This window comes from Paraburkholderia sp. RL17-383-BIF-A (assembly GCF_046028015.1).
In the GTDB taxonomy this organism is placed as follows: Bacteria; Pseudomonadota; Gammaproteobacteria; order Burkholderiales; family Burkholderiaceae; genus Paraburkholderia.
The window spans coordinates 39,675-62,283 of sequence record NZ_JARESR010000016.1 but is presented as its reverse complement, the minus strand read 5'-3'; the positions used below and the strand labels follow the sequence as shown (position 1 = coordinate 62,283).

Sequence of the window (22,609 nt, the reverse complement as noted above, 5' to 3'; positions counted from 1 at the left end):
CACCGTCTGTAAGGGGCCGGACAGGCCGTTAAACCGTTTTTCTATTGCCGCAGTGCGATTCACAACCGAGTTCGCAACCGCGACGGCGCGCTCAACGCTCGATGCTACGCGTGTCAAAAAGCGCCGGAATTCGGAATATACGCGACGAATCAATGGAATAGCAAATAAAATGTGATGATTGAACCCCAATTATCAAGTTGGTGCATTGCGGCTATTTTTTATTGGTGCCACATCAAAAACGTGCAAAAGAAAACGGCATGCGGAGATGCCGTTTCGATGCAGCCCTTTGATGCGAAACGTTTTATTGCTGTTGCGGCGTCTCACGGACTTTCCGCGGCCGCCCGCGCGGCAGCGGCGATACACGCCGGTTGGCGGCCCGCGCCGCCCACTCGCGGTAGGTGTCGCTGCCCAGAACCCAGCCTTTCAGGGTGGCCTGCTGAAGCTGGCTGGCTTCCCGTTCATCGAGCGGCTGCTCGCACAGTTCCCGGTACGCGCGCTGCCGTTCGAATGGCGTATTGCCGAGCGACCAGTACAGCGGATGATCGGTAATCAGGCTGTCGAGTGTCAGGCCGATGTGATGGCGGTAACTCGACCAGCGGTAATCTTCCGGCGCGCCGACGAGCCCGGCGCGCACCGGGCACATCTCTACGACACGGCTCGCCAGCAGAAAGTAGCGCTCGCCTTCGATCACCGTCGCTCTGTAGCGCCCTTCCCACAATGTGCCCCGGCGCGCATAGCGCCTGTTAAAGTGCGCCACGTATCGGCGCCCGACCGCCTGCATTGCCTTCGGCAGACTCGACTCCTCGGTCGGCGTGACGAGCAGTTGCACCGCGCCTGGCATCAACGCATACGCGTGGATGGACAGATGGTGGTCGCGTGAAGCCGCTTTCAAACAATCGATGAAAAGCTCGTAGTCCTGGTCGTCGACGAATGCGGGCTGCTGATCGAGCCCGCGGAGGATGACGTGCTGCGGCTGGTCAGGGACATAGAGACGTGCAAGCCGTGCCATGCTGGAGTATCCAATAGTCGCGTTGGTACATACCCGAAGGTCCGAAGAACCGCATCCGCGCAAGGTTAGACGCGGCGCGGCAGAGCCAGAAACCGCGCGGAGCTTAGGGAGAAAGCTCTAACCGCCGCGTATGGTTTGTTTCAAACGTTCTCGTCATAATGAGCGGGCCTTTTTTGGAGGAGCACTTATGAAATTAAAACAGGCCGTAACGGGGATCGCGGCGCTAGCCTGCATGACAACGGCAGCTCACGCGCAATCGGCCGGAAGCTTTTTCGTCACGACGGGCTGGTTCCATCTTGCGCCTCAATCGAGCAGCGAGCCGCTCAAAGTAACAAGCATTGGTGGTAGCCCGACCAACATCACTGAAACCAATACCGGTGCAACACTCAGTTCAGCCGACACCCTTGGTTTCACTGCCGGCTACTTCGTCACCGACCACATCGCAGCAGAGTTCGTGATCGGCATCCCGCCCTCGTTCGACCTGGAAGGTTCGGGCAGCCTCGCACAATTCGGCAAGCTGGGTCAGGCAAAACAGTGGAGCCCGACTCTGCTGTTCAAGTACTACTTCAATGCCCCGACCGCCACGTTCCGGCCGTATCTCGGCGTTGGCGTGAGCCGCATCTGGTTCACCGACGAAAAGATCACCAACAGCGCATTCGAGGCAAACGTTCTGCATGGTCCGACCAGCGTCACTACGGATAGTTCGTGGGAGCCGGTGTTTAATGCCGGCTTCACCTACGCCTTCAACCAGCACTGGTTCGCGGGCGTATCGATTTCCTACCTGCCGCTCAGCACGACCGCGAAGCTCAACACTGCTGCGAACACGCCCGTCGGCACGCTGAATGTGCAATCGCAAACCAAGATCAAACTGAACCCGATCGTTTCCTACGTCAATATCGGTTACCGTTTCTAACGCTTCGGAAAAATTAGGGGCCGTTGAGTTAGGGTAGTCGAATTTTCGTGGCTTGGACAACGCCGTCATGCATCCTATGGCGGCGTTTTACTTTTTGGCGCGCGCCGAACGCGTCTCCTTTGCCACCTTTGCAGGCAAAGCCGTGGCGAGGCGCAAGCGTTTGTAAATTTGACCCGCAATCGCGCCAGCCAGTGCAATATGTGCTGACGAATATGCGCCCGCGCCACGGCGGATGGGGCCTCCGGGTTTGGCACCAAAGTTGCGTTCACCGGGTGTTTCCCGCGTTCGGACGTGAGAGTGCGTCTTCGTGACAACGCGCGGGACCCTTTCACCTCATCGACGGAGCGACCATGACTGCACTTCCGAATACGCGAGACGCCCTCGGCGAATCCTGGACCAGCACCAGCCGCCGTGCGCGGCGTATCGCTCGCCATAGCCGCCATGCGGCCGAAGATATCGCAGGCGAACTGCGCACGCTAATGTCGGAACTCGAATCGACGCTGGCGGACGGCACCCAGGCCGATGCAGTGGCGCTGCGCAGCAAACTTCGCAAGCAACTCGAAGTAGCGCGCGCCCGCTTGAGCGACACGCGCGAAGCCGTGCGCGAACGCGCCGAAGTCGCCATCTCGGATGCCGACGACTACGTGCATGAAAATCCGTGGCAGACGATTGCGATCGTCGGCGGCGTGGCGTTGATTGCCGGCGCGCTGTTCGCTTCGCGGTTGCGCTAAAGCGCGAGCAGACGACGAGCGGGGTCGCCTCCAACGGGCGATTCCTGCTGAGGCTGGCTGTCGCCGGACGGCGGTGCTGGCTCGGGTGCGTAGGTCGGTAGCTTGGGGGCGTGCGGTCAGCAAGTCGCATGCGTGCGGGTAGCAGTTCGCGTAGGTGCGATCAGCGGCCTGCGTGCGTGCGGTCAGCGGCTTGCGTGCATATGGCCAGCGGCTCGCATGCGTACCGATCATCAACTCGGGTACGTGCGGCCAGCGGCTCGCGTGCGTACGGTCATCAGCTTGGGCGCGCGCGGTCAGCAGCTCGCGTGCGCGGTCATCAGCTCGTGTACGTGTGGTCAGCCGCTCCATCGTTGCGGAGAGCCGCTCCGTGCGTGCTGTCGACGTCAAGGCAATGTGCGGCGGACGCGAACATCAAAGAAGACAGCCCAGCCGCACGCAAACCTCAAACGACGCCTGATCAGTTATCGTCAATCACGAACAGGCGCTGGTACTCCTTGACCGCATAGCGATCCGTCATACCCGCGATGTAATGGGCGATCAGCCGCGGTTGCAGCGATGCGTCCGTTGACTGATAGCTCGGCGGTAACAGCCGCGGATCGTCGGTGAATGCGTCGAACAGACCCGCGACGACGCGGCGCGCCTTGTTGGCCATGCGCATCACGCGATAATGGCGATACAGATTTTTGAACAGAAAGCGCTTGAGCGCGGCCGCCTGCGCGGCAATCGCTTCGCTATGCGCGACGAGCGCGGGCGATGAACGCACGGCATCCAGCGACGCCGGCGCATGCCGTTCGAGATTCACCTTGGTCGTATCGATCAGATCGACGATCAGCGTATTGATGATGCGGCGAACCGTCTCGTGAATGAGCCGCCGGCCCTCGATCTGAGGAAAGTCGTTGCGCGCCGCCTCGTAGTGCACCTGCCATAACTCCACTTCAGCGAGCTGCTCCACGGTGAGCAGGCCCGAACGCAAGCCGTCGTCGACATCATGGTTGTTGTACGCGATCTCGTCGGCAACGTTCGCGATCTGCGCCTCGACGGACGGCTGCCGCCCCTCGAGAAAGCGCTCGCCCAATGCACCCAGCCGCCGCGCATTCTCGCGCGAGCAATGCTTGAGAATACCCTCACGCGTTTCGAAGCACAGGTTCAGGCCGTTGAACGCGCCGTAGTGCTCCTCAAGATCGTCGACCACCGCCAGGCTCTGCAAATTGTGCTCAAAGCCGCCATGTTCGCGCATGCATTCGTTGAGCGCGTCCTGACCCGCGTGGCCAAACGGTGTGTGGCCAAGATCATGGGCGAGCGAAATGGCTTCGACGAGGTCCTCGTTCACACGCAGATTGCGTGCAACCGAACGCGCGATCTGCGCCACTTCCAGGCTATGAGTCAGACGCGTGCGAAACAGGTCGCCCTCGTGATTGACGAAGACCTGCGTTTTGTACTCGAGCCGGCGAAATGCCGTCGAATGGACGATACGATCGCGGTCCCGCTGGAATTCGGTGCGCGCGCTGGGCGCGGCTTCCGGATAGCGACGGCCGCGCGATTGCGCGGAATGCGCCGCGTACGGCGCAAGATGGGCTTCGAGTGCTTCCTGCGTCGGCGCGCCGCCTGTCGCCGCGCGTGCCGCCGGGTCATGCTTTACAACGTCGCTGCGCCTGTCAGTCACCGGGTTCTCCGAAACATGGGCGGCGCCTCGTGACGCTGGTGCGTGATGCGTTGCTGGATGCCTCGCGCGATTCAGACGGCGGCGGCCAACGTGGCATGCACCTCGGCATCGGGCGCCTGGGTGATCAGCGTCTCACCGAAACGCTTCAACAGAATGAATTTGATCGCGCCGGCTTCCGCCTTCTTGTCGACCCGCATGAGTTCGACATAGCGCGCGTCGCCGAGCGCCGGCGCCCGGATCGGCAAATGCGCGGCGACGATCACGTCGACCAGACGCTTGCGCGCCGCTTCGTCGAGATAGCCCATCCGCACGGACAGATCTGCCGCCATCACCATTCCGCAGCCGACCGCCTCGCCATGAAGCCACTCGCCGTAACCAAGACCGGCTTCGATCGCATGGCCGAAGGTATGGCCGAAATTGAGGATGGCGCGCAGTCCGCCTTCGCGTTCGTCCTGCGCGACCACCGACGCCTTGATCTCGCACGAGCGCTTGACCGCCTCGGCGAGCGCCGCGGGTTCGCAGCGATTCAATGCTTCGATATTGGCTTCGATCCAGCTGAAGAAACCCGCGTCGGCGATAGCGCCGGTCTTGATCACTTCAGCGACGCCCGCCGCCAGTTCACGCGCCGGCAGCGTACGCAACACGCCGATGTCGGCGATCACGGCCTGCGGCTGATAGAACGCGCCGATCATGTTCTTGCCGAGCGGGTGATTGATGCCGGTTTTGCCGCCCACCGACGAGTCCACCTGCGAAAGCAACGTGGTCGGCACCTGGATGAAGGGCACGCCGCGCATGTAGCAGGCCGCCGCAAAACCCGTCATGTCGCCGATCACGCCGCCGCCCAACGCGATCAGCGTGGTCTTGCGATCGGCCCGGGCGCCAAGCAGCGCGTCGAAAATCAGGTTCAGGGTTTCGAGGTTCTTGTATGCCTCGCCGTCCGGCAAAACTACCGTGGAGACCTGCTTGCCAAGCGGCGCCAGCGCGGCGCGCAGCGTGTCGCCATAAAGCGGGTCGACGGTGGTATTGGTGACGATGGTGACCGAACTGCCGGCGATATGCGGCGCGAACAACGCAGTCTGGCCGATCAGATCGGCACCGATATGGATGGGGTAGGCGCGCTCGCCCAGTTCGACATTGACGGTAATCATACGATCCATTATGACGCAGGAAGTTTGGCGACGCCGGCCATCTCGAGCTGCATCAGAACCATGTTGACGAGTCCGTTGACCGAAGGCCGGCCGGTTTCGATCACGAAATGCGCGCATTCCCGATATAACGGGTCGCGCACTTCGTAGAGTGCTTCGAGACGCGCTTTGGGGTCTTCGGTCTGCAAAAGCGGGCGATTCTTGTCGCGCCGGGTGCGCAGCCACAGGTCGTGAGGATTGGCGCGCAGATAGATCACCAGACCGCGATTTCGCAGCGCCTCGCGGTTTTCCGGCCGCAGCACGGCGCCGCCGCCGGTCGCGAGCACGATATTGTCGCGCGCGGTAAGGTCGGAAATCACGCTCGCTTCGCGCTCGCGGAAGCCCGCTTCGCCCTCCATCTCGAAGATCACCGGGATGCGCGCGCCCGTGCGTGCCTCGATTTCATGGTCGGAATCGAAGAAGGGGCGATCGAGACGGCGCGCAATGGCCCGGCCCACGGTGGTTTTTCCTGCCCCCATGAGCCCTACGAAAAATACATTGGCGTGTGCGTCCCGCGCTTGCAACGGTGTCCTCTGGCTAATCCGGTATGGTTCGTGCCGCAGCTTACTGGCAAAGCGGCTGCCTTGTCGAGCCTGCGCGCCGCCTGGGAACGCCACCCGCCCTGTCGCTTCGCGCCAGCCGCCGCAACGGGGAATCCCCAAAGCGAACGTCCGGCGGAGCAAAAAACCCAGGGCGGCCCAGCATTTTCCCGGTAGCGGCGGGAGCGTGCCCTAATTTGTCTGAACGACGCGCGGCGTGATGAAAACAGCCAGTTCGCTGCGGTGGTCGCGGTGAGCCCGATGGCGGAAAAGCGCACCTAAAAACGGTATTTTGCCCAGAACCGGCACTCGAGTCACATCGTCCCGGTCATCGGTCGCGTAAATACCGCCGATCGACACCGTACCACCATCCTCCACTTCGACGCGCGTTTGCACGTGTTTGGTGTTGATCGCGGGCCCGGCGTCGGTCTGTTCGCCAACGCTGTCTTTGGCGACGTCGAGGTCCAGAACCACCCGGCCGTCCGGCATGATTTGCGGCTCGACCTCCAGTTTGAGGGTAGCGCGGCGAAACTGCACGCCCGACACGCCCTGCCCCACTTTCGCCTGATACGGCAATTCGGTGCCCTGCTCGACGACTGCCTTCATCCGGTCCGCCGTGACCACGCGCGGGCTCGAGACGATTTCGCCGCGCCCCTGCGCGTCAAGCGCGCTCAGCTCGATGTTCAGCAGCCGCGTCGCGCCCGCGGCGAATAACGTCAGACCAGCGGTCGCCGCGTCGAAGCCTGCAATCGGCCGGGCCGACAGATCGTAGACGGCGTCGGTGAAACCTCTCGCGGTGCCGTCGGTATTGCTGGCCGCCATCGAGAGTTTCACGCCGAGGTTGCGCGAAAACCCATGTTCGCCCTCGACAATGCGCGCTTCGATCAACACCTGGCGCGTCGGCCGGTCGATCGAGGCGAGCAGTGCCGCAATCTGCGCGAGGCGCGCTTCGAGATCGGTCACGAACAGTAGATTGGTGCGCGGATCGGCAGTGGCGGCACCGCGTTTGGACAGGACCCGCTGGGCGCCGGAACCGGTCAGCAGCCGCCTGACGTCCTCGGCGTGCGCGTAGTGCAGCTCGAACGTGCGGCTCGCGAGCGGCTCGAGATCGGCGGCCCGGGCGTGCGCTTCGAAGCGCTGCCGCTCGCGCGCGGCCAGATCGGCAATCGGCGCGACCCAGATCACGTTGCCATGGCGCTCCATCGCGAGGCCGTTGACGTCGAGCAAGGTATCGAACGCGGTGCGCCACGGCACCTTGTCGAGCCGCAGCGAGACAGCGCCGCGCACTCTTTCGCTCGCGACGATGTTCAATCCTGTGAACCGGGCAAACGCATTGAGCACGGCGCCGAGTTCTGCACGCTGAAAATTCATCGAGATCGGTTTGTCGTCGGGGGCGAGGCCTGCGTCGGCGGCACTGCGCAGCTCGCCGCTCAGACGCGCGAGCGGCGGCAGCGGCACCGGAGGCCCTTCGAGCGCGGCGGAGCCGGTGGCATTGTCGCGAGCCGCGGCATTGGATTGCCGTCGCTGCGGCACCGGGCCGTCGGTGGCGGTGGTGGCGTCGCTGGCGATGGTGTCGCTGGCGGAGGCGGAGGCATTGCTGGCGTCGGTGGCGTCGGCGTTGGTGGCGTCGGCGTTGGTGGCGTCGGCAGCGCGCGCGTCGGAGGACGGCGCATCCGCGTGAGCATCGCCGGCCGCCGCGCTCGCACGCGATGCGTCAGCATCGCCGGCGGCGTCCTGTCGGAACGGATTGGGCACCGCGGCGGAAGCGTCGCCTGGCAGCGGCGGTAAGTCGTACGAGACATCGAGCGGCGTCACCGCGCCATCGAGCGGCATCTCGGGAGGCAACGGCGGCAGCGGTTGAGTCGACGCCCGTGCAACGCCGACAGCCAGCGCCGCGCTGACCCATAGACCGACGCACACTTGCCGGCCTGCCGACGCACACGTATCGACGCCCGAAGACGCAAAGGGAAACGGCTTCGCCAGTCTCATCACGAAGTCTCCGTCAGTGCCAGCGTGCGTGTCGCGCCGCCCTTCACGAGGGTAATGCCGAACGCGTCCAGCCTCGTGACACGTTCGGCGCCGATCTGCTCTCCGGATTCGACGACCGTGACGCCGTCCGGTGTATCGAGCAATGCCAGCCCTCGCGCGCGATCGCGCAGCAATCCGACCAGACGCAGTTGCGAAACGTCGGGCAGTTCGCCCGCCGCCTGCATCTGTGGTTGCGAAAACGGATCGAAGAAGACGACGTTTTCTTCGTCATCCGAATCGAGGCTGTCTTCGACGAACGCATCTACGGAGGCTGCCGATGGCGCGGGCCGCAGCGCATTGAACACGCGCAGCGTGGCGCTGACCGACAGTGCGGCGGCCTCGCGCTTGACGGTCACATCGACAGGCACGATCAGCACCGGCAGGTCCGACAGCCCGCGCATAAACGCCATGAGATGGACGAAGTCAGTGCGCGCAGTCAGTTGCAGCGGCCGCATGCGCTCAGCACCCGCTCCGCTCGCGGCGCCAGGCTCCACCGAGAGCAACGCGACGCTATTCTGCGCAGCCAGTTCGGAGACGATGCTTACGTCGTCGGCGGAACTCCACGGCCCCGATGACCGCGCGATCGAAGTGCCGAGCGAAGAGACAAGCGAAGCGCCAATCGGACCCGCGGCGGCTTCGCGGCGCAGCGCTGGCAATTGCGCAAGCGCGCGCCTTGCGTTCGCGAGACGCAGGCTGCCCGCTTCCAACGCCGCCCGGCTCGCTTCGACACCGCCGAGGTCCGCGACAATCCAGCCGTGTGTACCAAGGCCGAACACCAGCACGGCAATCAGCAAAGCGACCGCCCAGCGGCGGCGCCCGCTCCATGCGTCGAGCGGCAAACGCGCGCGCGCCATCCAATGAGAAAGTGAAAAGCGCGCGCGCGCCACGCCGCCAAATTCGACAAAGGCCGTACTCATTTCGCACCTCTTGATTGTTCAGACTTCACAGAACGCTGTGCGGCAGACCCGCCCGTGCGGGTCGTTTTTTGCGCCGTCTCGTTCCACCGCAGACGCGCGCCGAATTCGACCGGACCGGTCATGCTTGCCTGCGAAGCGGCCCCGCCGCGCGAAGCCGAGCTATGCAGGTCGCTTACCTCCACCCCTTTCACGCCGTGAATCGCACTCAGGCGTTTGAGCCACTCGGCCGAAGCGATATGGCCGCGCGAGCTCGCCAGCAACTCGGTCTCATCTTCACGGTGGCGCAACTGCTGCAACAGCACGCCGTCACCCGGCTCGAAACTCAGCGCATCAAAGAGATCGCGTAAATGCGTGAGTGGATCGGACAAACTCTTTGCGCGTGCCACGTTCTGGCGTTGTTCGTCACGCGTGCGGAGCAATGCCGCGTGCTCCGCGAGCGGCGCTGATAATTGCGCGAGCGATTGCTCGATCGACTCACGCCGTGCATCGAGGCGCGCTCGCTCGACCGCCTGCCAGCCGGCCAATGCGAAGACAGCGGCACAACCGGCGAAAGCGGCGGCAATCCATTCGAGCAGACACCGCCGACGCGCGAGCCGTGCGTTGCGTTGCCGGTAAGGCAGCAAGTTGAAACCGCCGAGCCACCCTCGTGCGAAGCGCTCGCCACGTAACGGAGTCCCCGAGTTCGAGACTGCCGCGTGCAACACGCCGCCCGTCATTCGAGCACCCCGCGCAACGCAAGCCCGAACGCGACCGCACCGGACGGCTCGTGCAACAACGGGTCGCTCAACGGCCGCTCGTGGCCGCCCAGCACCGCGCATTCGAACGGCAGCACCGAGCAGCCCAGCACGTCCGCGATATCCGCGGTCGAGAAACCCACGCCGTCGAGCAGATCGACCTCACCGCTCAACAACGCGCAGTCGAGTTCGGGACCGTGCGCCAGGTCGCGTAACGCATCGGCGAGATCGGCGTGTTCCGGTGCCGGGTAGCGCATTTCGCCGGCGATGCCGTCGTCGGCGATCCGCCAGCCATACACGCCGTCCGTGCCGATCCACAACGCGACATAGGGCTCGTGCGGATCGAGTTCATAACTCGCCGCATAGCGCATGGCGCGCAACGCGGCATGCGGCTCACCGTCGATGGCGGTAAGCGAGATGCCGGCGATCGCCGCACATTCGATTCGCGCTTCGAGATGTTGCCGCGCGGTCGCGGCGATAGTCACGCAGCGCACTGGCGAAGGCGTTTCGTCGACATACCAGTCGACTGCAAGGGCATGCCGTTCGAGGCCGGCAATGCGCTCGACTTCACTCATCACCGCCGGCTCGAGTTCAGCCAACTGATGCCCGCCGTCTTCCGCGCAACCGCTCTGCGCGGCAAGTCGCGCGAGCGGCACCGTGGCGGTCACGGTAGCCGACGCGGGCAGCGCCATCGCGCATCGCAAGGCGCGCGTCGCACACGCGTGCGGCAGTCCGGCAAACGCGTCGCGCAAGGCACGCGCCACCGCATGCCGGTCGGCGATTTCGGCGCCGGCCATGGCACCGGCGGGAAGCGGCACGGTGCTCACGTATTCGATATGCAGTGCTGCAGGCGGGCGCGCCCGATGACTGAGCACGACAAGGCGCACGGCCTGCGAACCCACATCGATCCCCGCGGCATAACGATGCGCACCGGGTTGCACTGCCTGAAGCCAGGATCTTTTTAATGCCATGACGCCCTCCCTCTGACTCACGCGACGAACCATTCGAACGCGAGTGATGAGGAGGAATTGTGCGTAGACGCGGCGCCGCGCGACACTCAGCCAAATGGCTAACGTTGAGTCATGCGCGTCCTGCAGGCGATCAAAGGGACTACAGTGAGGTCATTCCCGCGCGGCGCGCAGACTTGTGAAGACGTGTCAGTAAGCATGCCGAAAGCTGAAAAGCCTGGCGGCTATAATCGCGGGACTGTTTTTTGGTGCCCATATGCAATCCACGTCTCCTACGTCCCCGCCGCCCGCGCCGCAGAAGCGCAAACGCCCGCTGTGGCTGAAGCTCATCATCGGCTTCGTGGGTCTGATCGTCGCAGGCATTCTGTGCGTGCTGCTGGTGCTCGGCTATGCGCTCGTCGTCGCCACGCCCAATCTGCCGTCGCTCGATGCGTTGACCGACTACCGTCCCAAGGTGCCGTTGCGTATCTACACAGCCGACCACGTGCTGATCGGCGAGTTCGGCGAGGAACGGCGCGACATCGTCCATATTCAGGACGTGCCCGATAGTCTGAAGAAGGCAATCCTCGCCATTGAAGACGCGCGCTTCTACGATCACGGCGGCGTCGACCTCACCGGCATTGCGCGCGCGGGCATCGTCGCGCTGACCAATGGCCACGCCACCCAGGGCGCGAGCACGATCACCATGCAGGTGGCGCGCAACTTCTTCCTCTCCAGCGAGAAGACCTACACGCGCAAGATCTACGAGATGCTGCTCGCGTACAAGATCGAGTCGAAGCTGTCCAAAGATCAGATTCTCGAGGTGTACATGAATCAGATCTATCTCGGTCAGCGCGCCTACGGTTTCGCAAGCGCGGCGCGCGTCTATTTCGGCAAAGACCTGAAGGATCTGACGCTGGCCGAATCCGCCATGCTGGCCGGGCTGCCGAAGGCGCCGTCCGCGTATAACCCGGTGGTCAACCCGAAGCGCGCCAAGGTGCGGCAGGAGTACATCCTGCAGCGCATGTACGAGTTGCACTACATCACGCAGCAACAGTACGACGAAGCGAGCAGGCAGCCGCTCGTGGTCAAGGGCGCGGGCAAGGAATTCAGCGTGCACGCGGAATACGTCGCGGAAATGGTGCGTCAGATGATGTACGCGCAGTATCGGGAAGAAGCCTATACGCGCGGACTGAACGTGGTGACCACGATCGATTCGGCCGATCAGGACGTCGCTTACCGAGCGCTGCGCAAAGGTCTGATGGACTACGAACGGCGCCACGGTTATCGCGGCCCGGAAGCCTTCATCGAGCTGCCTTCCGACGCCGACGACCGTGAGCAGGCCATCGACGACGCGCTGCTCGAGCACCCGGACAACGGCGAGATCATTGCCGCCGTGGTCACCGCCGCGAGTCCGAAGCAGGTGCAGGTCACGTTCATCGACGGCAATGTCGCGACGATCCAGGGTGACGGCCTGCGCTATGTGCAATTCGCTCTCGGGCCGCGCGCGCAGCCGAATCAACGTGTGCGGCCGGGCGCGATCATCCGGCTCATCAAGAACGACGACGGCAACTGGTCGATCACGCAATTGCCGCAGGTGGAAGGCGCGTTCGTTTCCGTGGTCCCGCAAGACGGCGCGATCCGCGCGCTGGTCGGCGGTTTCGACTTCAACAAGAACAAGTTCAATCACGTAACTCAGGCGTGGCGTCAGCCGGGTTCGAGCTTCAAGCCGTTCATCTATTCGGCGTCGCTCGAAAAGGGGCTCGGGCCGGCAACCGTGATCAACGACGCGCCGCTCTTCTTCAGCGCGGCTGAAACCGGCGGCCAGGCGTGGGAGCCGAAGAACTACGGCGGCGGCTTCGACGGCCCGATGACCATGCGCACCGCGTTGCAGCGGTCGAGAAACCTGGTGTCGATCCGCATTCTGAACCAGATCGGTACGAAGTACGCGCAGCAGTACATCACGCGCTTCGGCTTCGACGCGGATCGTCATCCGGCTTATCTGCCAATGGCGCTGGGCGCAGGTCTCGTCACGCCGCTGCAGATGGCGGGCGCGTATTCGGTGTTCGCCAACGGCGGCTATCGGATCAACCCGTATCTGATCGCCGAAGTCACCGATCAGCGAGGCATCGTAGTCGCGCACGCGCAACCGCTGGTGGCCGCGCAAAGCGCGCCGCACGCCATCGAACCGCGTAATGCGTATGTGATGAACAGCCTGCTGCAAAGCGTCGCGCAACGCGGCACGGGCGCCAAGACCAATGCGCTCAAGCGCACCGACCTCGCCGGCAAGACGGGTACGACCAACGATTCGCGCGACGCGTGGTTCGCGGGTTATCAGCACACGCTCACGGCCATTGCGTGGATCGGCTACGACAACCCGCGCAGCCTCGGCGACAAGGAGACTGGCGGCGGCCTGTCGTTGCCCGTGTGGGTCGAATACATGGGGCGGGCGCTCAAAGGCGTGCCGGAGTACAAGATGCCGATGCCCGACGGCCTGACCGAACTCGGCGCGGAGTTGTATTTCGACGACTTCACGCCGGGGCATGGTTTCGTCGCCACGGTCGGCATCAGTCAGGCGGCGCTGGATGCCGAAGCGAGCGGCGCGTCGGCGGCAGCGCCCGAGCAGGTCGGCGAGCAGGAGAAGCAGGACATCATGAATCTGTTCCGCGGACACTGACGCATCCGCTCGAAGTCGCTCAAAAAGCAAAACGGCCGCGCGAATCATGCGCGGCCGTTTTGCTTGTGCGGTCTGGGCGATCGATTCGGCCGCTTGAGCGGCGCACTTCGTCCCGCGGTTTCTACGCTTCGAAGTGAACCGGTTCGCCGGCTTGCTGCGTCGCGTACTCCGACAGTGCGGCGAAAAACTCCGTGCCGCTACGCGTGTCGCGCCACTCGCCGTCGATGAATCGGAAGTGGAAACCGCCCGCCTTCGCGGCGATCCAGATCTCGCTCATGGGCGGCTGAAGGTTCACGATAATCTTCGAGCGGTTCTCGAATTCGAGGGTCAGGACGTTGCCGCTGCGCTCGAGTTCGATGTCGGCATCGGTGTCGTCGAGCGCACGTTCGATGGCGGCTAGCGCGGCTTCCGCGCGGGTCAGGTATTCACTATCGGACATGCTAAACTCCATCGATTATTTATTCAGGGACAGTCATGCGAGTCGTATCTCGGATGCGCGCGGCGGCGCCCGACCGCGCGATTGTAGCGGTTTTAGCCATTCTCGCAGGTTGTGCACTCGCTGGCTGCGGACAACGCGGTTCGCTCTATTTGCCCACCGTGCCGCCGCTACCGGCCAAGCCGATCGATCGCACGCAAACGCCGCCGGACGTCGCACATTCAGCCCCGGCAACATCCACCGACATGAGCACCGTTCCGGATACCTCCGGCACACCGCTTTCGTTGGCGCCGGAAAACGAACTCGCCGCGCCGCCCACCTCCGCCGCATCCGCTCCGTCGGCGCCGCTGCCTGCTTCTGTCGTCACCCCCGCTCAATAAGACTTTCGCATGACTCGATCCGCATTTGACTACGTCGACGGCGTGCTGCACGCCGAAGGCGTGTCCGCCGTCTCTCTCGCCGAGCAGTTCGGCACGCCGCTCTACGTGTATTCGCGCGCCGCGCTCACCGCTGCGTGGAACGCCTACGCAGGTGCTTGCGCCGGCCGCCGCGCGAGCGTGCACGTCGCCGTCAAGGCCAATAGCAATCTCGCGGTGTTAAACGTGTTCGCGCGCCTCGGCGCCGGCTTCGACATCGTTTCGGGCGGCGAACTGGCACGCGTGCTCGCCGCCGGCGGCAAAGCGGAAAACACGGTGTTTTCCGGCGTCGGCAAGAACGCGGACGAAATGCGCGACGCACTCGCAGCCGGCGTGAAATGCTTCAACGTCGAATCGATCCCTGAGTTGGACCGCCTGAATGCGGTCGCCGCCGAAATGGGCAAGAAGGCGCCCGTCTCGCTGCGTGTGAATCCGGACGTCGACGCTAAGACGCATCCCTATATTTCCACCGGACTGAAGTCGAACAAGTTCGGCGTCGCCTTCGAAGACGCGCGCGCCACGTACCAGGCAGCCGCGGCGATGGCGAATCTCGAGGTGGTCGGTATCGACTGCCATATCGGCTCGCAGATCACGGAGGTCGCGCCGTATCTGGACGCGGTCGACAAGGTTCTGGAACTGGTCGAGCAGATCGAGCAGGACGGCGTGAAGATTCGCCATATCGACGTGGGCGGCGGTCTTGGCATCACGTACGACGACGAAACGCCGCCGGAAATCGGCGAGTTCGTGCGCACTGTGCTGGATCGCATCGAAGCGCGCGGTCACGGCCATCGCGAAGTGTATTTCGAACCAGGTCGCTCGCTGGTCGGCAACGCCGGCGTGCTGCTTACGCGCGTCGAGTTTCTGAAGCCGGGCGCGGAAAAGAATTTCGCGATCGTCGACGCGGCCATGACCGATCTGGCGCGCCCTGCCATGTACGAGGCGTATCACGCAATCGACCCGGTCGTGAAGCGCGATGTGCCGGCTCACGTGTACGACGTGGTCGGTCCGGTTTGCGAGAGCGGCGACTGGCTCGGCCGCGAACGCCTGCTCGCGGTCGAACCGGGCGATCTGCTGGCGATCCGCTCGGCCGGCGCATACGGCTTTGTGATGAGCTCGAACTACAACACCCGTCCGCGCGCGGCCGAGGTGATGGTTGATGGTACACAGGTACATGTGGTTCGCGCGCGCGAAGAGGTCCAACAGCTGTTTGCGGGCGAAAAGATTTTGCCGGCGTAAACGTCATACTTCGCGTCAATCGTTGCGCAACGTAAAAGAGGCGATGCCACTGCGGCATCGCCTCTTTTTTGTTTGCGTGATCGACCGCTGCGCCCGTGGCGAGTCAACGCGCCTTTGACATCCTGTCACGCAACCAGACAAGCAAACGCCAGCCGAGCAACGCCACCATGATCGCACCGTAAATCTTCGGCAAGATCAGATCGTGTTTGCCCGCCTTCATCCACCAGAAGTGCAGGATCGCGAGCGCACCGATCGCATAGATGAACCGATGCAGCATCTGCCAGCGGCGCCCGAGTTTGCGCACCATCGCGCGCGGTGACGTCACGGCCAACACGATCAGCAACACGAATGCCGCGAAGCCCACCGTGATGAACGGCCGCTTGCCGATGTCCTTGATAATCTCGGCGACATCGAACCACTTGTCGAACCACAGGTAAGTGGTGAAATGCAGCGTCGCGTAAAAGAACGCGTAGAGCCCGAGCATCCGGCGAAAGCGCACGAATGCGGCGACGCCGGTGAGCCGCCGCAACGGCGTCACGGCCAGCGTGATGCAGAGAAAGACGAGCGTCCACAGACCCGTCGAACGCGTGATGAACTCGATCGGATTCGCACCGAGCCGGTCAGTCAAGCCGAACAGCACGATGCGCGCAAGCGGATACCACGCCGCGATGAATACGACGACTTTGGCCGGCACGATCCAGCGCGCCCCGGTTGCGGCCCGCTTCGCGTTCGACGCGGACGCCTGCGCACGTGGCGCTATGCGTTCGGTCTGGGTAACAGGTTGCGTATCCGTATCGGAAGCCATGCTCGCGTCGCTCAGAAATTTTTCTTCAGGTCCATGCCCTGATAAAGCGATGCGACCTGATCGCCGTAACCGTTGAACATCAACGTCTTACGCTTGGGTGTGAAGAAACCGTCCTCGCCGATACGCCGCTCGGTCGCCTGACTCCAGCGCGGGTGATCGACATTCGGATTCACGTTCGAATAAAAGCCGTATTCGTTCGACGCATACGTGTTCCAACTGGTCGGCGGCTGCTTGTCGAGGAAACGGATTTTCACCAGCGATTTCGCGCTCTTGAACCCATATTTCCACGGCACCACGACGCGCACCGGCGCGCCGTTCTGATTGGGCAACACCTGGCCGTAGAGGCCCATGGTGAGGAACGTCAGCGGATTCATCGCCTCGTCCATGCGCAGACCTTCGGAGTACGGCCAATCGAGCACGGGGGTCGACAGCCCGGGCATTTGCGACGGATCGGCCAACGTGATGAACTGCACGTATTTGGCGTTGCCAGTCGGCTGCACACGCTTGATCAACTCCGAGAGCGGCACGCCGATCCACGGAATCACCATCGACCAGCCTTCCACGCAGCGCAACCTGTACACGCGCTCCTCGAGCGGCGCGACCTTGAGCAATTCGTCTATGTCGTAGACCTTCGGATTCTTGATCTCGCCCTCGACGCTCACCTTCCACGGATGCGGCCGCAGCGTCCCGGCGTTGTGCGCGGGATCGGCCTTGTCGGTGCCGAATTCGTAGTAGTTGTTATACGTGGTGATGTCTTTGTACGGCGTGATCTTGTCGAGCGCGACGAATCGGGTGTTGGTTTTCGCCGCCAGCTTTTGCGCCTTCGGGTCCGGCGACGTGTAAGCCGCCAGCGCCTCGCCGTTCACGCCGATCAAACTGCCGAGCGCCGCCGCGCCGGCCGCCTGCAACACGCGCCGCCGGTTCTGAAAAACACGCTGCGGCGTGATTTCGCTGCGCGCAATGTCGTCGCCGTTGAGTTGAATTCTGTCGCTACGCTTGATCCACATCGTGGTGCTCCTTGCCGGCCCATCGGGCTATACATCTTACGGGGCCATAGTGATGATCGCTCGTCCGGGCGTCCGTCCCGTCATCCATAGGTACTGTCAGAGCGAACACTCTGGATGCAGCGAATATTCCGCCAGCCATAAAAAAACCGCCGGTGCGCAGCGCACGGCGGTTTTCAGTCGGGTCAGAGCGGCAAATCTTACAGCTTGCCGTAGCTATGCAAGCCCGACAGGAACATGTTGACGCCCAGGAAGGCGAAGGTCGTCACTAGCAGCCCGGTCAACGCCCACCATGCCGCGACCGTACCGCGCAGCCCCTTCATGAGGCGCATATGCAGCCACGCTGCATAGTTCAGCCAGACGATCAGCGCCCACGTTTCCTTCGGGTCCCAGCTCCAGTAGCCGCCCCAGGCTTCAGCGGCCCACAGCGCGCCGAGAATCGTCGCGATCGTGAAGAATGCAAAACCGACGGCGATCGACTTGTACATCACGTCGTCGAGCACTTCGAGCGCCGGCAGGCGGTCAGCCAGCACGCCGCGCTCTTTGGCCAGGTACGCGACGCCCACCATGGCCGACAGCGCGAAGCTGCCATAACCGATAAAGTTGGCCGGCACGTGAATCTTCATCCACCAGCTTTGCAGCGCAGGAACCAGCGGCTGAATCTGCTGCGCGTCGCGCGCCACCGAGTACCACATCAGGAAGCCGACCGCGGCGCTGATCACCAGCAGCACGAACGCGCCAAGCGCCCGCGTGTTGTAGTGCTGCTCGTAGTACAGGTAGAAAAGCGCCGTGATCAGGCTGAACAGCACGAACACTTCGTACAGGTTCGAGATAGGAATATGACCCACATCCGCGCCGATCAGGTACGACTCGTACCAGCGCACCATCAGGCCGACAAAGCCCATCAGCACGGCCGCCCACGTCATCTTCGAGCCGATCGCCGCGCCGGTCGGCGAACGTGACAGCAGGCCGATCCAGTAGAACACGGTGGCGAACACGAAGAGCGCGCTCATCCACAGAATCGCGGACTGGCTCGACAGGAAGTACTTGAGGAAGAACGCGTTGTCCGCGCGGCTCAGATCACCGTGATAGATCTGGATGGCCAGCAGCGACAGCGCCGCGATCCCCACCATCAGCGGGCGCACCGGTTTCCAGCGCCAGCCGAGCACCACGAACACCGGCACGGCGCAGCAGAGCACCAGCTTGTCGTAGTAATTCATGAACGGGTGGTAGCGCGACAGCGCAAACCCGGCGCCCGCGACCATCGCGAGGGCAAACAGCCAGTCGACGATACCGAGCCGTTTCAGAAATGGCCGCTCGTCGTACTGGGCGAGGTTGGGCGCTTCACTCGCGGGCGCCTTCTTGGGCCGCGAGGGTGAAGAGGAGGAGGAAACCTGAGTCAAGTCCATGATCTTACCGGGTCGAATCTTGTGAGCTTGCGGACGGCGCGCCGGCGTTGCCGGATTTGTCGGAAGCGCTGGCGGCGTCGGATGCTTCAGTGAGTTTGGCGCCCAGTGCGGCGCCTACGGCGTCCCGCGTCTGAACGAACTCTTTCTCGAAATCGAGCGTCTTGCGCGCGCTCGACATCGCCATCACGACGTTCGTGCCGTGATCGGTGTCTTTGAGCCAGAACCACAGGCGCCGTTCGCGGACGTAGAACATCGAGAAGATGCCCAACACGAGGAGCAGGCTGCCAAGATACACGACTTTTTTGCCCGGCGCGCGCGTCAACTGAAATACCGAAGCTTGCACCTGCTTGAAGGAGTCAAGTTGCAAGTAGACCGGCGATCCATACAAAAAGCTGTCGGATATCGCGTTGATCGAGCTCTGGATGAAGCGGCTGGCGTCTGCATTGGCCACCGCTTCGGGCTCGCCGAGTTGCTGGCGGGACAGTTGGTACAGATCCCACGTGGAGCCTTCCAGCATGCGCAGCAGCAACCCGGCCGCCTTTTCCTGCTCGCCCTTCGGCACCGAATGGTCGATAAAGCCGGCAATCGCCTGGAAGCCGCCGACCGGCTGGCCGTTCGGCATCTTGATACTGTTATCCGCGCCAGCAAAAAGGGTCAGCACGCGCAACGCGCTTTCTTCAAGATGCTGCTGCAATTCGGTGTTCGAACCGGGCACCGAGCGCAGCGCGAAACGGTGAGCGGCCGAGGCGCGCATGGCCGGATCCTCCAGCGTGGCGCGCAGATTCATCCAGTCCTTGACCGTGCCGCCGCTGTCGGCGGGAATGCGCAGGTAGCGGAACGGATCGTCCGGATTCACGCGCATGCCGGCGAGAAACATCTTTTCGCCCGAGACGTCCACCGGCAGCATGTAGTTGTTGTATTCGCGCGCCTGGCCGTCCTTGTCGCGCACCTTGTATTGCACCGACGGGCCGACATTGTGCAGATCGAGCGGCTTCGAGGTCTTGGCGCCGGAGCCGAGACGCTCGTCGAACGCTTCTTTCAACGTGCGGTGCGCCGCGACGCCGCGCGCATCGGTCTGGCCGCTGCCGTTCTGGATGTTTTCGACGTTGATCGCGCGGAAATCGGTGAATTCCACCGTCTGGCCGTCCGCAAGCGGCGTGGCCGTGCTCAACGGCGCATTGCCGCCGATCGTGCCGCCGAACGGCGCGCTCTTCGCGCTGGCGCCGCTCATCGGGTAGGCCGTCATCTGCATTTGCGAGCCGCCGTCCTGGAAGCTCGACTGATAGATCGACACGCCGTCGTAGGTGAACGGCTGGTTCACTTCGACGCGGGCCGGCACGCGCGCGCCGGTCTTGTGATCCACCACCACGATGTCGCTCGCGAACAGCTTCGGCATGCCCGTCGAGTAATAGTCGACGATGAATTTGTTCAGCTCGATCGAAAACGGCAGATCCTGGATCAGCGAGCCGTCCGGCTGGTTCAGAATCGCCGTGGAAACGTGCTGCCCTTCCGGAACCCATGCGTAGCCGCGGAACGTGGGGTTCGATTGCGACAAACGGTGTTCCGGCGGAATGTCGTTGATCACCGTGTTGGCGCGGATCGGCGACTTGTCGAACAGCCACATTTGCAGCTTGATCGGCAGATTGCTGTCGAGCAAACCGCCCAGACAGATCACCACGATCGCAAGGTGAGCCGAGATGTAGCCGAACTTGGTCAGCGCGCCACGTTTGGCGGCGATCAGGGTCGCGCCTTCGGACTCACGCGTGACGAACTTGTAGCCGAGCCTGCCCGAGAGTTTGGCGAGCGCGGCCGAGGTCTCTGCACGCGTGCCCTGCACCGCGAACTCGCCCTTGTGATGGAACGCGCGCAAGCTGCCTTCGCGGACTTTGTCCTTCCAGCTCTTCGCGTCGGCGACCATTTTCGGCGCGTTGCGGATCACGCACAGCGACACCGACACCATCAGGAAGCCGAGAATCAGCATGAACCACCACGAGCTGTACACCGTGTACAGGCTCAGCGAGCGGAAGATGTCCGCCCAGAACGGGCCGAACTGATTGACGTAGTTGGGATACGGATCGTCCTGCGTGAGGACGGTGCCGATAATGCTGGCGATCGACAGAATCACGAGCAACGAAATGGCAAAACGCATCGAGCTCAAGACTTCGATGACGCTACGCGTAATGCGATTGCCCGACTTCGACTGCAAACCCGACGTGGTGACGCTCATTCATACTCCGACTGAACAGCAAAAAAGGGTGAAGGGCTGTCGTAGGCACGACGCCCCCACCCTTTTCTTGTTTTGTACCGGCCTCGCCGGGCCGGTTGCACTTGCGTGCGGGCTTCCTATTCCTAGTGCAAGCCCGCGATGTAATCGGCTACAGCCTTGATCTCGCTGTCCGACAGACGCGTTGCAATGGCATGCATCGCCTCGTTGTTGTTACGTGCGCCAGGACCTTGCGTGAACGCCAGCAACTGCGCCACCGTGTATTCCGACCACTGTCCCGACAGCCGCGGATACTGCGACGGAATTCCCTGACCGGTCGGCCCGTGGCAGCTTGCGCATGCCGGTACGCCCTTGTCGGCAATCCCGCCGCGATAAATCTTCTGTCCTAGCGGAACAGTGTCTTTGTTGTGCGCGTAACCAGGCTTCGGGGTCTGCGCCGCGAAATAAGCCGCGACATTGACCATGTCCTGATCGGAGAGCGCCGCCGCCATGCCCGCCATGATCGCATTGTTGCGCGCCGGCTGCTTGGCGCCCGGCTGCGTTTTGAAATCCTTGAGCTGCTTGACGAGATACTCAGGGTGTTGGCCCGCCAGCTTCGGATACGCGCCGCCGGCACTGTTGCCGTCCGCGCCGTGACACGACGCGCAAACCTGCACCGCGATTGCCTGCCCCCGATTGACGTCCGGCTTTGCCGGATCTGCTGCTCGTGCCTGAATTGCCAAACCTGAAAGACCTGCCGCTACATGAAGCACCATCAGAGTCTTGCTCAGTCGATTCATTCGCACACCCTGTCTCGTCTTGTGGGATTTTTAGAGAGCCCCCAAACCTGCCGCATCGCGCCAGGCCCGGCGTTTTTCTTGAAGGTTTTGCAAAATACGACGGCGACCGAGTGACCGCCGGGAGCCGCCAAGGCACGTGGGCTGGCCCCCTCAGGTTTTCAGTAAACCATCGTATTGTACAATAACTCGCTAATCGCTAAGACGCCAGTCGGGCTTGACCCGTCCCCACTCCGGGTTCCCCGGCGTCTCGAATCCTGGCCTGATCATGTCCTTCCTGCTCCACCAATCCCGCTTTTTCACGACCGTCAATCACTTGCGTGATCTGCCGGCCACTTCGCAACCCGAGATCGCCTTCGCGGGGCGCTCGAACGCAGGCAAGTCGACGGCCATCAATATTCTGTGCAATCAGAAGCGGCTGGCCTTCGCCAGCAAGACGCCGGGCCGTACGCAGCACATCAATTACTTTTCGGTGGGCAAGGCGGACGAGCCGACCGCGCATCTGGTCGATCTGCCGGGCTACGGCTACGCGGAAGTGCCGGGCGCGGCCAAAGCGCATTGGGAAGCGCTGCTGTCCACTTATCTGCAGTCGCGCTCGCAATTGCGCGGCATGATCCTGATGATGGACTCGCGCCGCCCGCTGACGGATCTGGATCGCCGCATGATCGAGTGGTTCGCGCCGACCGGCAAGCCGATCCACACGCTGCTCACCAAGTGCGACAAATTGACCCGTCAGGAAAGCGTGAATGCGCTGCGCGCGACTCAGAAAGGTCTGGCTGAATATCGCGCCGCCGGCTATCGCGGAGAATTGACTGCCCAGTTGTTCTCGGCGCTCAAACGCGTCGGTATCGACGAGGCGCACGAGTTGATCGAAAGCTGGCTGATCCCCGACGCGAAGGGCGAAGCAGACGCGCCTCAGTAAGCGAGGAGAGCGCTGCCGGATAGGAGAAAACGCTATTGC

The 22,609-nt window shown here is 63.0% G+C and carries 20 protein-coding genes; 6 read left to right on the top strand and 14 right to left on the bottom strand.

What is annotated here, in order from left to right:
- Window positions 1–301: 301 nt before the first annotated feature.
- The gene (locus tag P0D71_RS19450) at window positions 302–1,009 is read right to left on the bottom strand and encodes a transposase (protein ID WP_095418067.1); all 708 of its coding nucleotides are present in this window, start codon (window positions 1,007–1,009) and stop codon (window positions 302–304) included.
- 187 nt (window positions 1,010–1,196) lie between these two features.
- On the opposite strand from P0D71_RS19450, the gene P0D71_RS19445 reads away from it, so the two are divergent.
- Together P0D71_RS19445 and P0D71_RS19440 are read left to right on the top strand one after the other, a co-directional pair.
- The gene (locus P0D71_RS19445) at window positions 1,197–1,922 is read left to right on the top strand and encodes an OmpW/AlkL family protein (protein WP_408481680.1); all 726 of its coding nucleotides are present in this window, start codon (window positions 1,197–1,199) and stop codon (window positions 1,920–1,922) included.
- 350 nt (window positions 1,923–2,272) lie between these two features.
- Window positions 2,273–2,653, top strand: coding sequence for an ElaB/YgaM/YqjD family protein (locus P0D71_RS19440; protein ID WP_408481624.1), 381 nt, complete (start codon window positions 2,273–2,275; stop codon window positions 2,651–2,653).
- 457 nt (window positions 2,654–3,110) lie between these two features.
- Here P0D71_RS19440 and P0D71_RS19435 read toward each other — a convergent pair whose 3' ends face one another.
- The 7 genes from P0D71_RS19435 to pilM form a co-directional block, all read right to left on the bottom strand.
- Window positions 3,111–4,316: a deoxyguanosinetriphosphate triphosphohydrolase gene (locus P0D71_RS19435; protein WP_408481623.1), complete on the bottom strand. Its 1,206-nt coding sequence runs from the start codon at window positions 4,314–4,316 to the stop codon at window positions 3,111–3,113.
- Window positions 4,317–4,387: 71 nt separating this feature from the next.
- Window positions 4,388–5,473, bottom strand: coding sequence for a 3-dehydroquinate synthase (aroB, locus tag P0D71_RS19430; protein WP_408481622.1), 1,086 nt, complete (start codon window positions 5,471–5,473; stop codon window positions 4,388–4,390).
- Window positions 5,473–6,024 carry a shikimate kinase gene (locus P0D71_RS19425; RefSeq protein WP_091798410.1) on the bottom strand — a complete coding sequence of 184 codons (552 nt, stop codon included), beginning with the start codon at window positions 6,022–6,024 and terminating at the stop codon, window positions 5,473–5,475. The genes aroB and P0D71_RS19425 overlap by 1 nt, the downstream gene beginning before the upstream one ends.
- 207 nt (window positions 6,025–6,231) lie before the next feature.
- On the bottom strand, window positions 6,232–8,028 hold the full coding sequence (locus P0D71_RS19420) for a type IV pilus secretin PilQ (protein ID WP_408481620.1): 1,797 nt from the start codon (window positions 8,026–8,028) through the stop codon (window positions 6,232–6,234).
- On the bottom strand, window positions 8,028–8,984 hold the full coding sequence (locus tag P0D71_RS19415) for a hypothetical protein (RefSeq protein ID WP_408481618.1): 957 nt from the start codon (window positions 8,982–8,984) through the stop codon (window positions 8,028–8,030). Before P0D71_RS19415 ends, P0D71_RS19420 begins: the two co-directional genes overlap by 1 nt.
- Entirely contained in the window at window positions 8,981–9,700 is a 720-nt protein-coding gene (locus tag P0D71_RS19410; protein WP_408481617.1) for a fimbrial assembly protein, read from the bottom strand. The genes P0D71_RS19415 and P0D71_RS19410 overlap by 4 nt, the downstream gene beginning before the upstream one ends.
- Window positions 9,697–10,689 carry a type IV pilus biogenesis protein PilM gene (pilM, locus tag P0D71_RS19405; RefSeq protein ID WP_408481615.1) on the bottom strand — a complete coding sequence of 331 codons (993 nt, stop codon included), beginning with the start codon at window positions 10,687–10,689 and terminating at the stop codon, window positions 9,697–9,699. The genes P0D71_RS19410 and pilM overlap by 4 nt, the downstream gene beginning before the upstream one ends.
- A gap of 253 nt (window positions 10,690–10,942) precedes the next feature.
- Here pilM and P0D71_RS19400 point away from each other — a divergent pair, with 253 nt between their 5' ends.
- Entirely contained in the window at window positions 10,943–13,342 is a 2,400-nt protein-coding gene (locus tag P0D71_RS19400; protein ID WP_408481613.1) for a penicillin-binding protein 1A, read from the top strand.
- Window positions 13,343–13,463: 121 nt separating this feature from the next.
- Here P0D71_RS19400 and cyaY read toward each other — a convergent pair whose 3' ends face one another.
- Window positions 13,464–13,781, bottom strand: coding sequence for an iron donor protein CyaY (gene cyaY / locus P0D71_RS19395; protein ID WP_091798393.1), 318 nt, complete (start codon window positions 13,779–13,781; stop codon window positions 13,464–13,466).
- A gap of 35 nt (window positions 13,782–13,816) precedes the next feature.
- On the opposite strand from cyaY, the gene lptM reads away from it, so the two are divergent.
- Entirely contained in the window at window positions 13,817–14,158 is a 342-nt protein-coding gene (gene lptM, locus P0D71_RS19390; RefSeq protein ID WP_408481611.1) for an LPS translocon maturation chaperone LptM, read from the top strand.
- A 9-nt stretch (window positions 14,159–14,167) separates the two neighbouring features.
- Entirely contained in the window at window positions 14,168–15,430 is a 1,263-nt protein-coding gene (gene lysA / locus P0D71_RS19385; protein ID WP_408481609.1) for a diaminopimelate decarboxylase, read from the top strand.
- A gap of 103 nt (window positions 15,431–15,533) precedes the next feature.
- Here lysA and msrQ read toward each other — a convergent pair whose 3' ends face one another.
- The 5 genes from msrQ to P0D71_RS19360 form a co-directional block, all read right to left on the bottom strand.
- Window positions 15,534–16,235 carry a protein-methionine-sulfoxide reductase heme-binding subunit MsrQ gene (gene msrQ / locus P0D71_RS19380; protein WP_408481607.1) on the bottom strand — a complete coding sequence of 234 codons (702 nt, stop codon included), beginning with the start codon at window positions 16,233–16,235 and terminating at the stop codon, window positions 15,534–15,536.
- A gap of 11 nt (window positions 16,236–16,246) precedes the next feature.
- Complete coding sequence (msrP, locus tag P0D71_RS19375) at window positions 16,247–17,242, bottom strand: protein-methionine-sulfoxide reductase catalytic subunit MsrP (protein ID WP_408481605.1); 996 nt, start codon at window positions 17,240–17,242, stop codon at window positions 16,247–16,249.
- A gap of 197 nt (window positions 17,243–17,439) precedes the next feature.
- Window positions 17,440–18,648 carry a c-type cytochrome biogenesis protein CcsB gene (gene ccsB / locus P0D71_RS19370; protein ID WP_408481603.1) on the bottom strand — a complete coding sequence of 403 codons (1,209 nt, stop codon included), beginning with the start codon at window positions 18,646–18,648 and terminating at the stop codon, window positions 17,440–17,442.
- Between the two features lie 4 nt (window positions 18,649–18,652).
- Window positions 18,653–20,875, bottom strand: a complete 2,223-nt coding sequence (locus tag P0D71_RS19365) for a cytochrome c biogenesis protein ResB (RefSeq protein WP_408481601.1) — start codon at window positions 20,873–20,875, stop codon at window positions 18,653–18,655.
- A gap of 122 nt (window positions 20,876–20,997) precedes the next feature.
- Window positions 20,998–21,651, bottom strand: a complete 654-nt coding sequence (locus P0D71_RS19360) for a c-type cytochrome (RefSeq protein WP_091798367.1) — start codon at window positions 21,649–21,651, stop codon at window positions 20,998–21,000.
- Window positions 21,652–21,916: 265 nt separating this feature from the next.
- On the opposite strand from P0D71_RS19360, the gene yihA reads away from it, so the two are divergent.
- A complete protein-coding gene (gene yihA / locus P0D71_RS19355) occupies window positions 21,917–22,570 on the top strand; it encodes a ribosome biogenesis GTP-binding protein YihA/YsxC (RefSeq protein WP_091798364.1) in 654 nt (217 codons plus the stop codon).
- The last annotated feature ends 39 nt before the right edge of the window (window positions 22,571–22,609 follow it).

Coding starts and splice junctions, on each gene's coding strand:
- cyaY (WP_091798393.1), bottom strand. CDS start 13,781: ATGTCCGATAGTGAATACCTGACCCGCGCGGAAGCCGCGCTAGCCGCC.
- P0D71_RS19400 (WP_408481613.1), top strand. CDS start 10,943: ATGCAATCCACGTCTCCTACGTCCCCGCCGCCCGCGCCGCAGAAGCGC.
- P0D71_RS19365 (WP_408481601.1), bottom strand. CDS start 20,875: ATGAGCGTCACCACGTCGGGTTTGCAGTCGAAGTCGGGCAATCGCATT.
- P0D71_RS19420 (WP_408481620.1), bottom strand. CDS start 8,028: ATGAGACTGGCGAAGCCGTTTCCCTTTGCGTCTTCGGGCGTCGATACG.
- lysA (WP_408481609.1), top strand. CDS start 14,168: ATGACTCGATCCGCATTTGACTACGTCGACGGCGTGCTGCACGCCGAA.
- P0D71_RS19415 (WP_408481618.1), bottom strand. CDS start 8,984: ATGAGTACGGCCTTTGTCGAATTTGGCGGCGTGGCGCGCGCGCGCTTT.
- msrP (WP_408481605.1), bottom strand. CDS start 17,242: ATGTGGATCAAGCGTAGCGACAGAATTCAACTCAACGGCGACGACATT.
- P0D71_RS19410 (WP_408481617.1), bottom strand. CDS start 9,700: ATGACGGGCGGCGTGTTGCACGCGGCAGTCTCGAACTCGGGGACTCCG.
- lptM (WP_408481611.1), top strand. CDS start 13,817: ATGCGAGTCGTATCTCGGATGCGCGCGGCGGCGCCCGACCGCGCGATT.
- P0D71_RS19450 (WP_095418067.1), bottom strand. CDS start 1,009: ATGGCACGGCTTGCACGTCTCTATGTCCCTGACCAGCCGCAGCACGTC.
- ccsB (WP_408481603.1), bottom strand. CDS start 18,648: ATGGACTTGACTCAGGTTTCCTCCTCCTCTTCACCCTCGCGGCCCAAG.
- msrQ (WP_408481607.1), bottom strand. CDS start 16,235: ATGGCTTCCGATACGGATACGCAACCTGTTACCCAGACCGAACGCATA.
- pilM (WP_408481615.1), bottom strand. CDS start 10,689: ATGGCATTAAAAAGATCCTGGCTTCAGGCAGTGCAACCCGGTGCGCAT.
- aroB (WP_408481622.1), bottom strand. CDS start 5,473: ATGGATCGTATGATTACCGTCAATGTCGAACTGGGCGAGCGCGCCTAC.
- P0D71_RS19360 (WP_091798367.1), bottom strand. CDS start 21,651: ATGAATCGACTGAGCAAGACTCTGATGGTGCTTCATGTAGCGGCAGGT.
- P0D71_RS19440 (WP_408481624.1), top strand. CDS start 2,273: ATGACTGCACTTCCGAATACGCGAGACGCCCTCGGCGAATCCTGGACC.
- P0D71_RS19445 (WP_408481680.1), top strand. CDS start 1,197: ATGAAATTAAAACAGGCCGTAACGGGGATCGCGGCGCTAGCCTGCATG.
- yihA (WP_091798364.1), top strand. CDS start 21,917: ATGTCCTTCCTGCTCCACCAATCCCGCTTTTTCACGACCGTCAATCAC.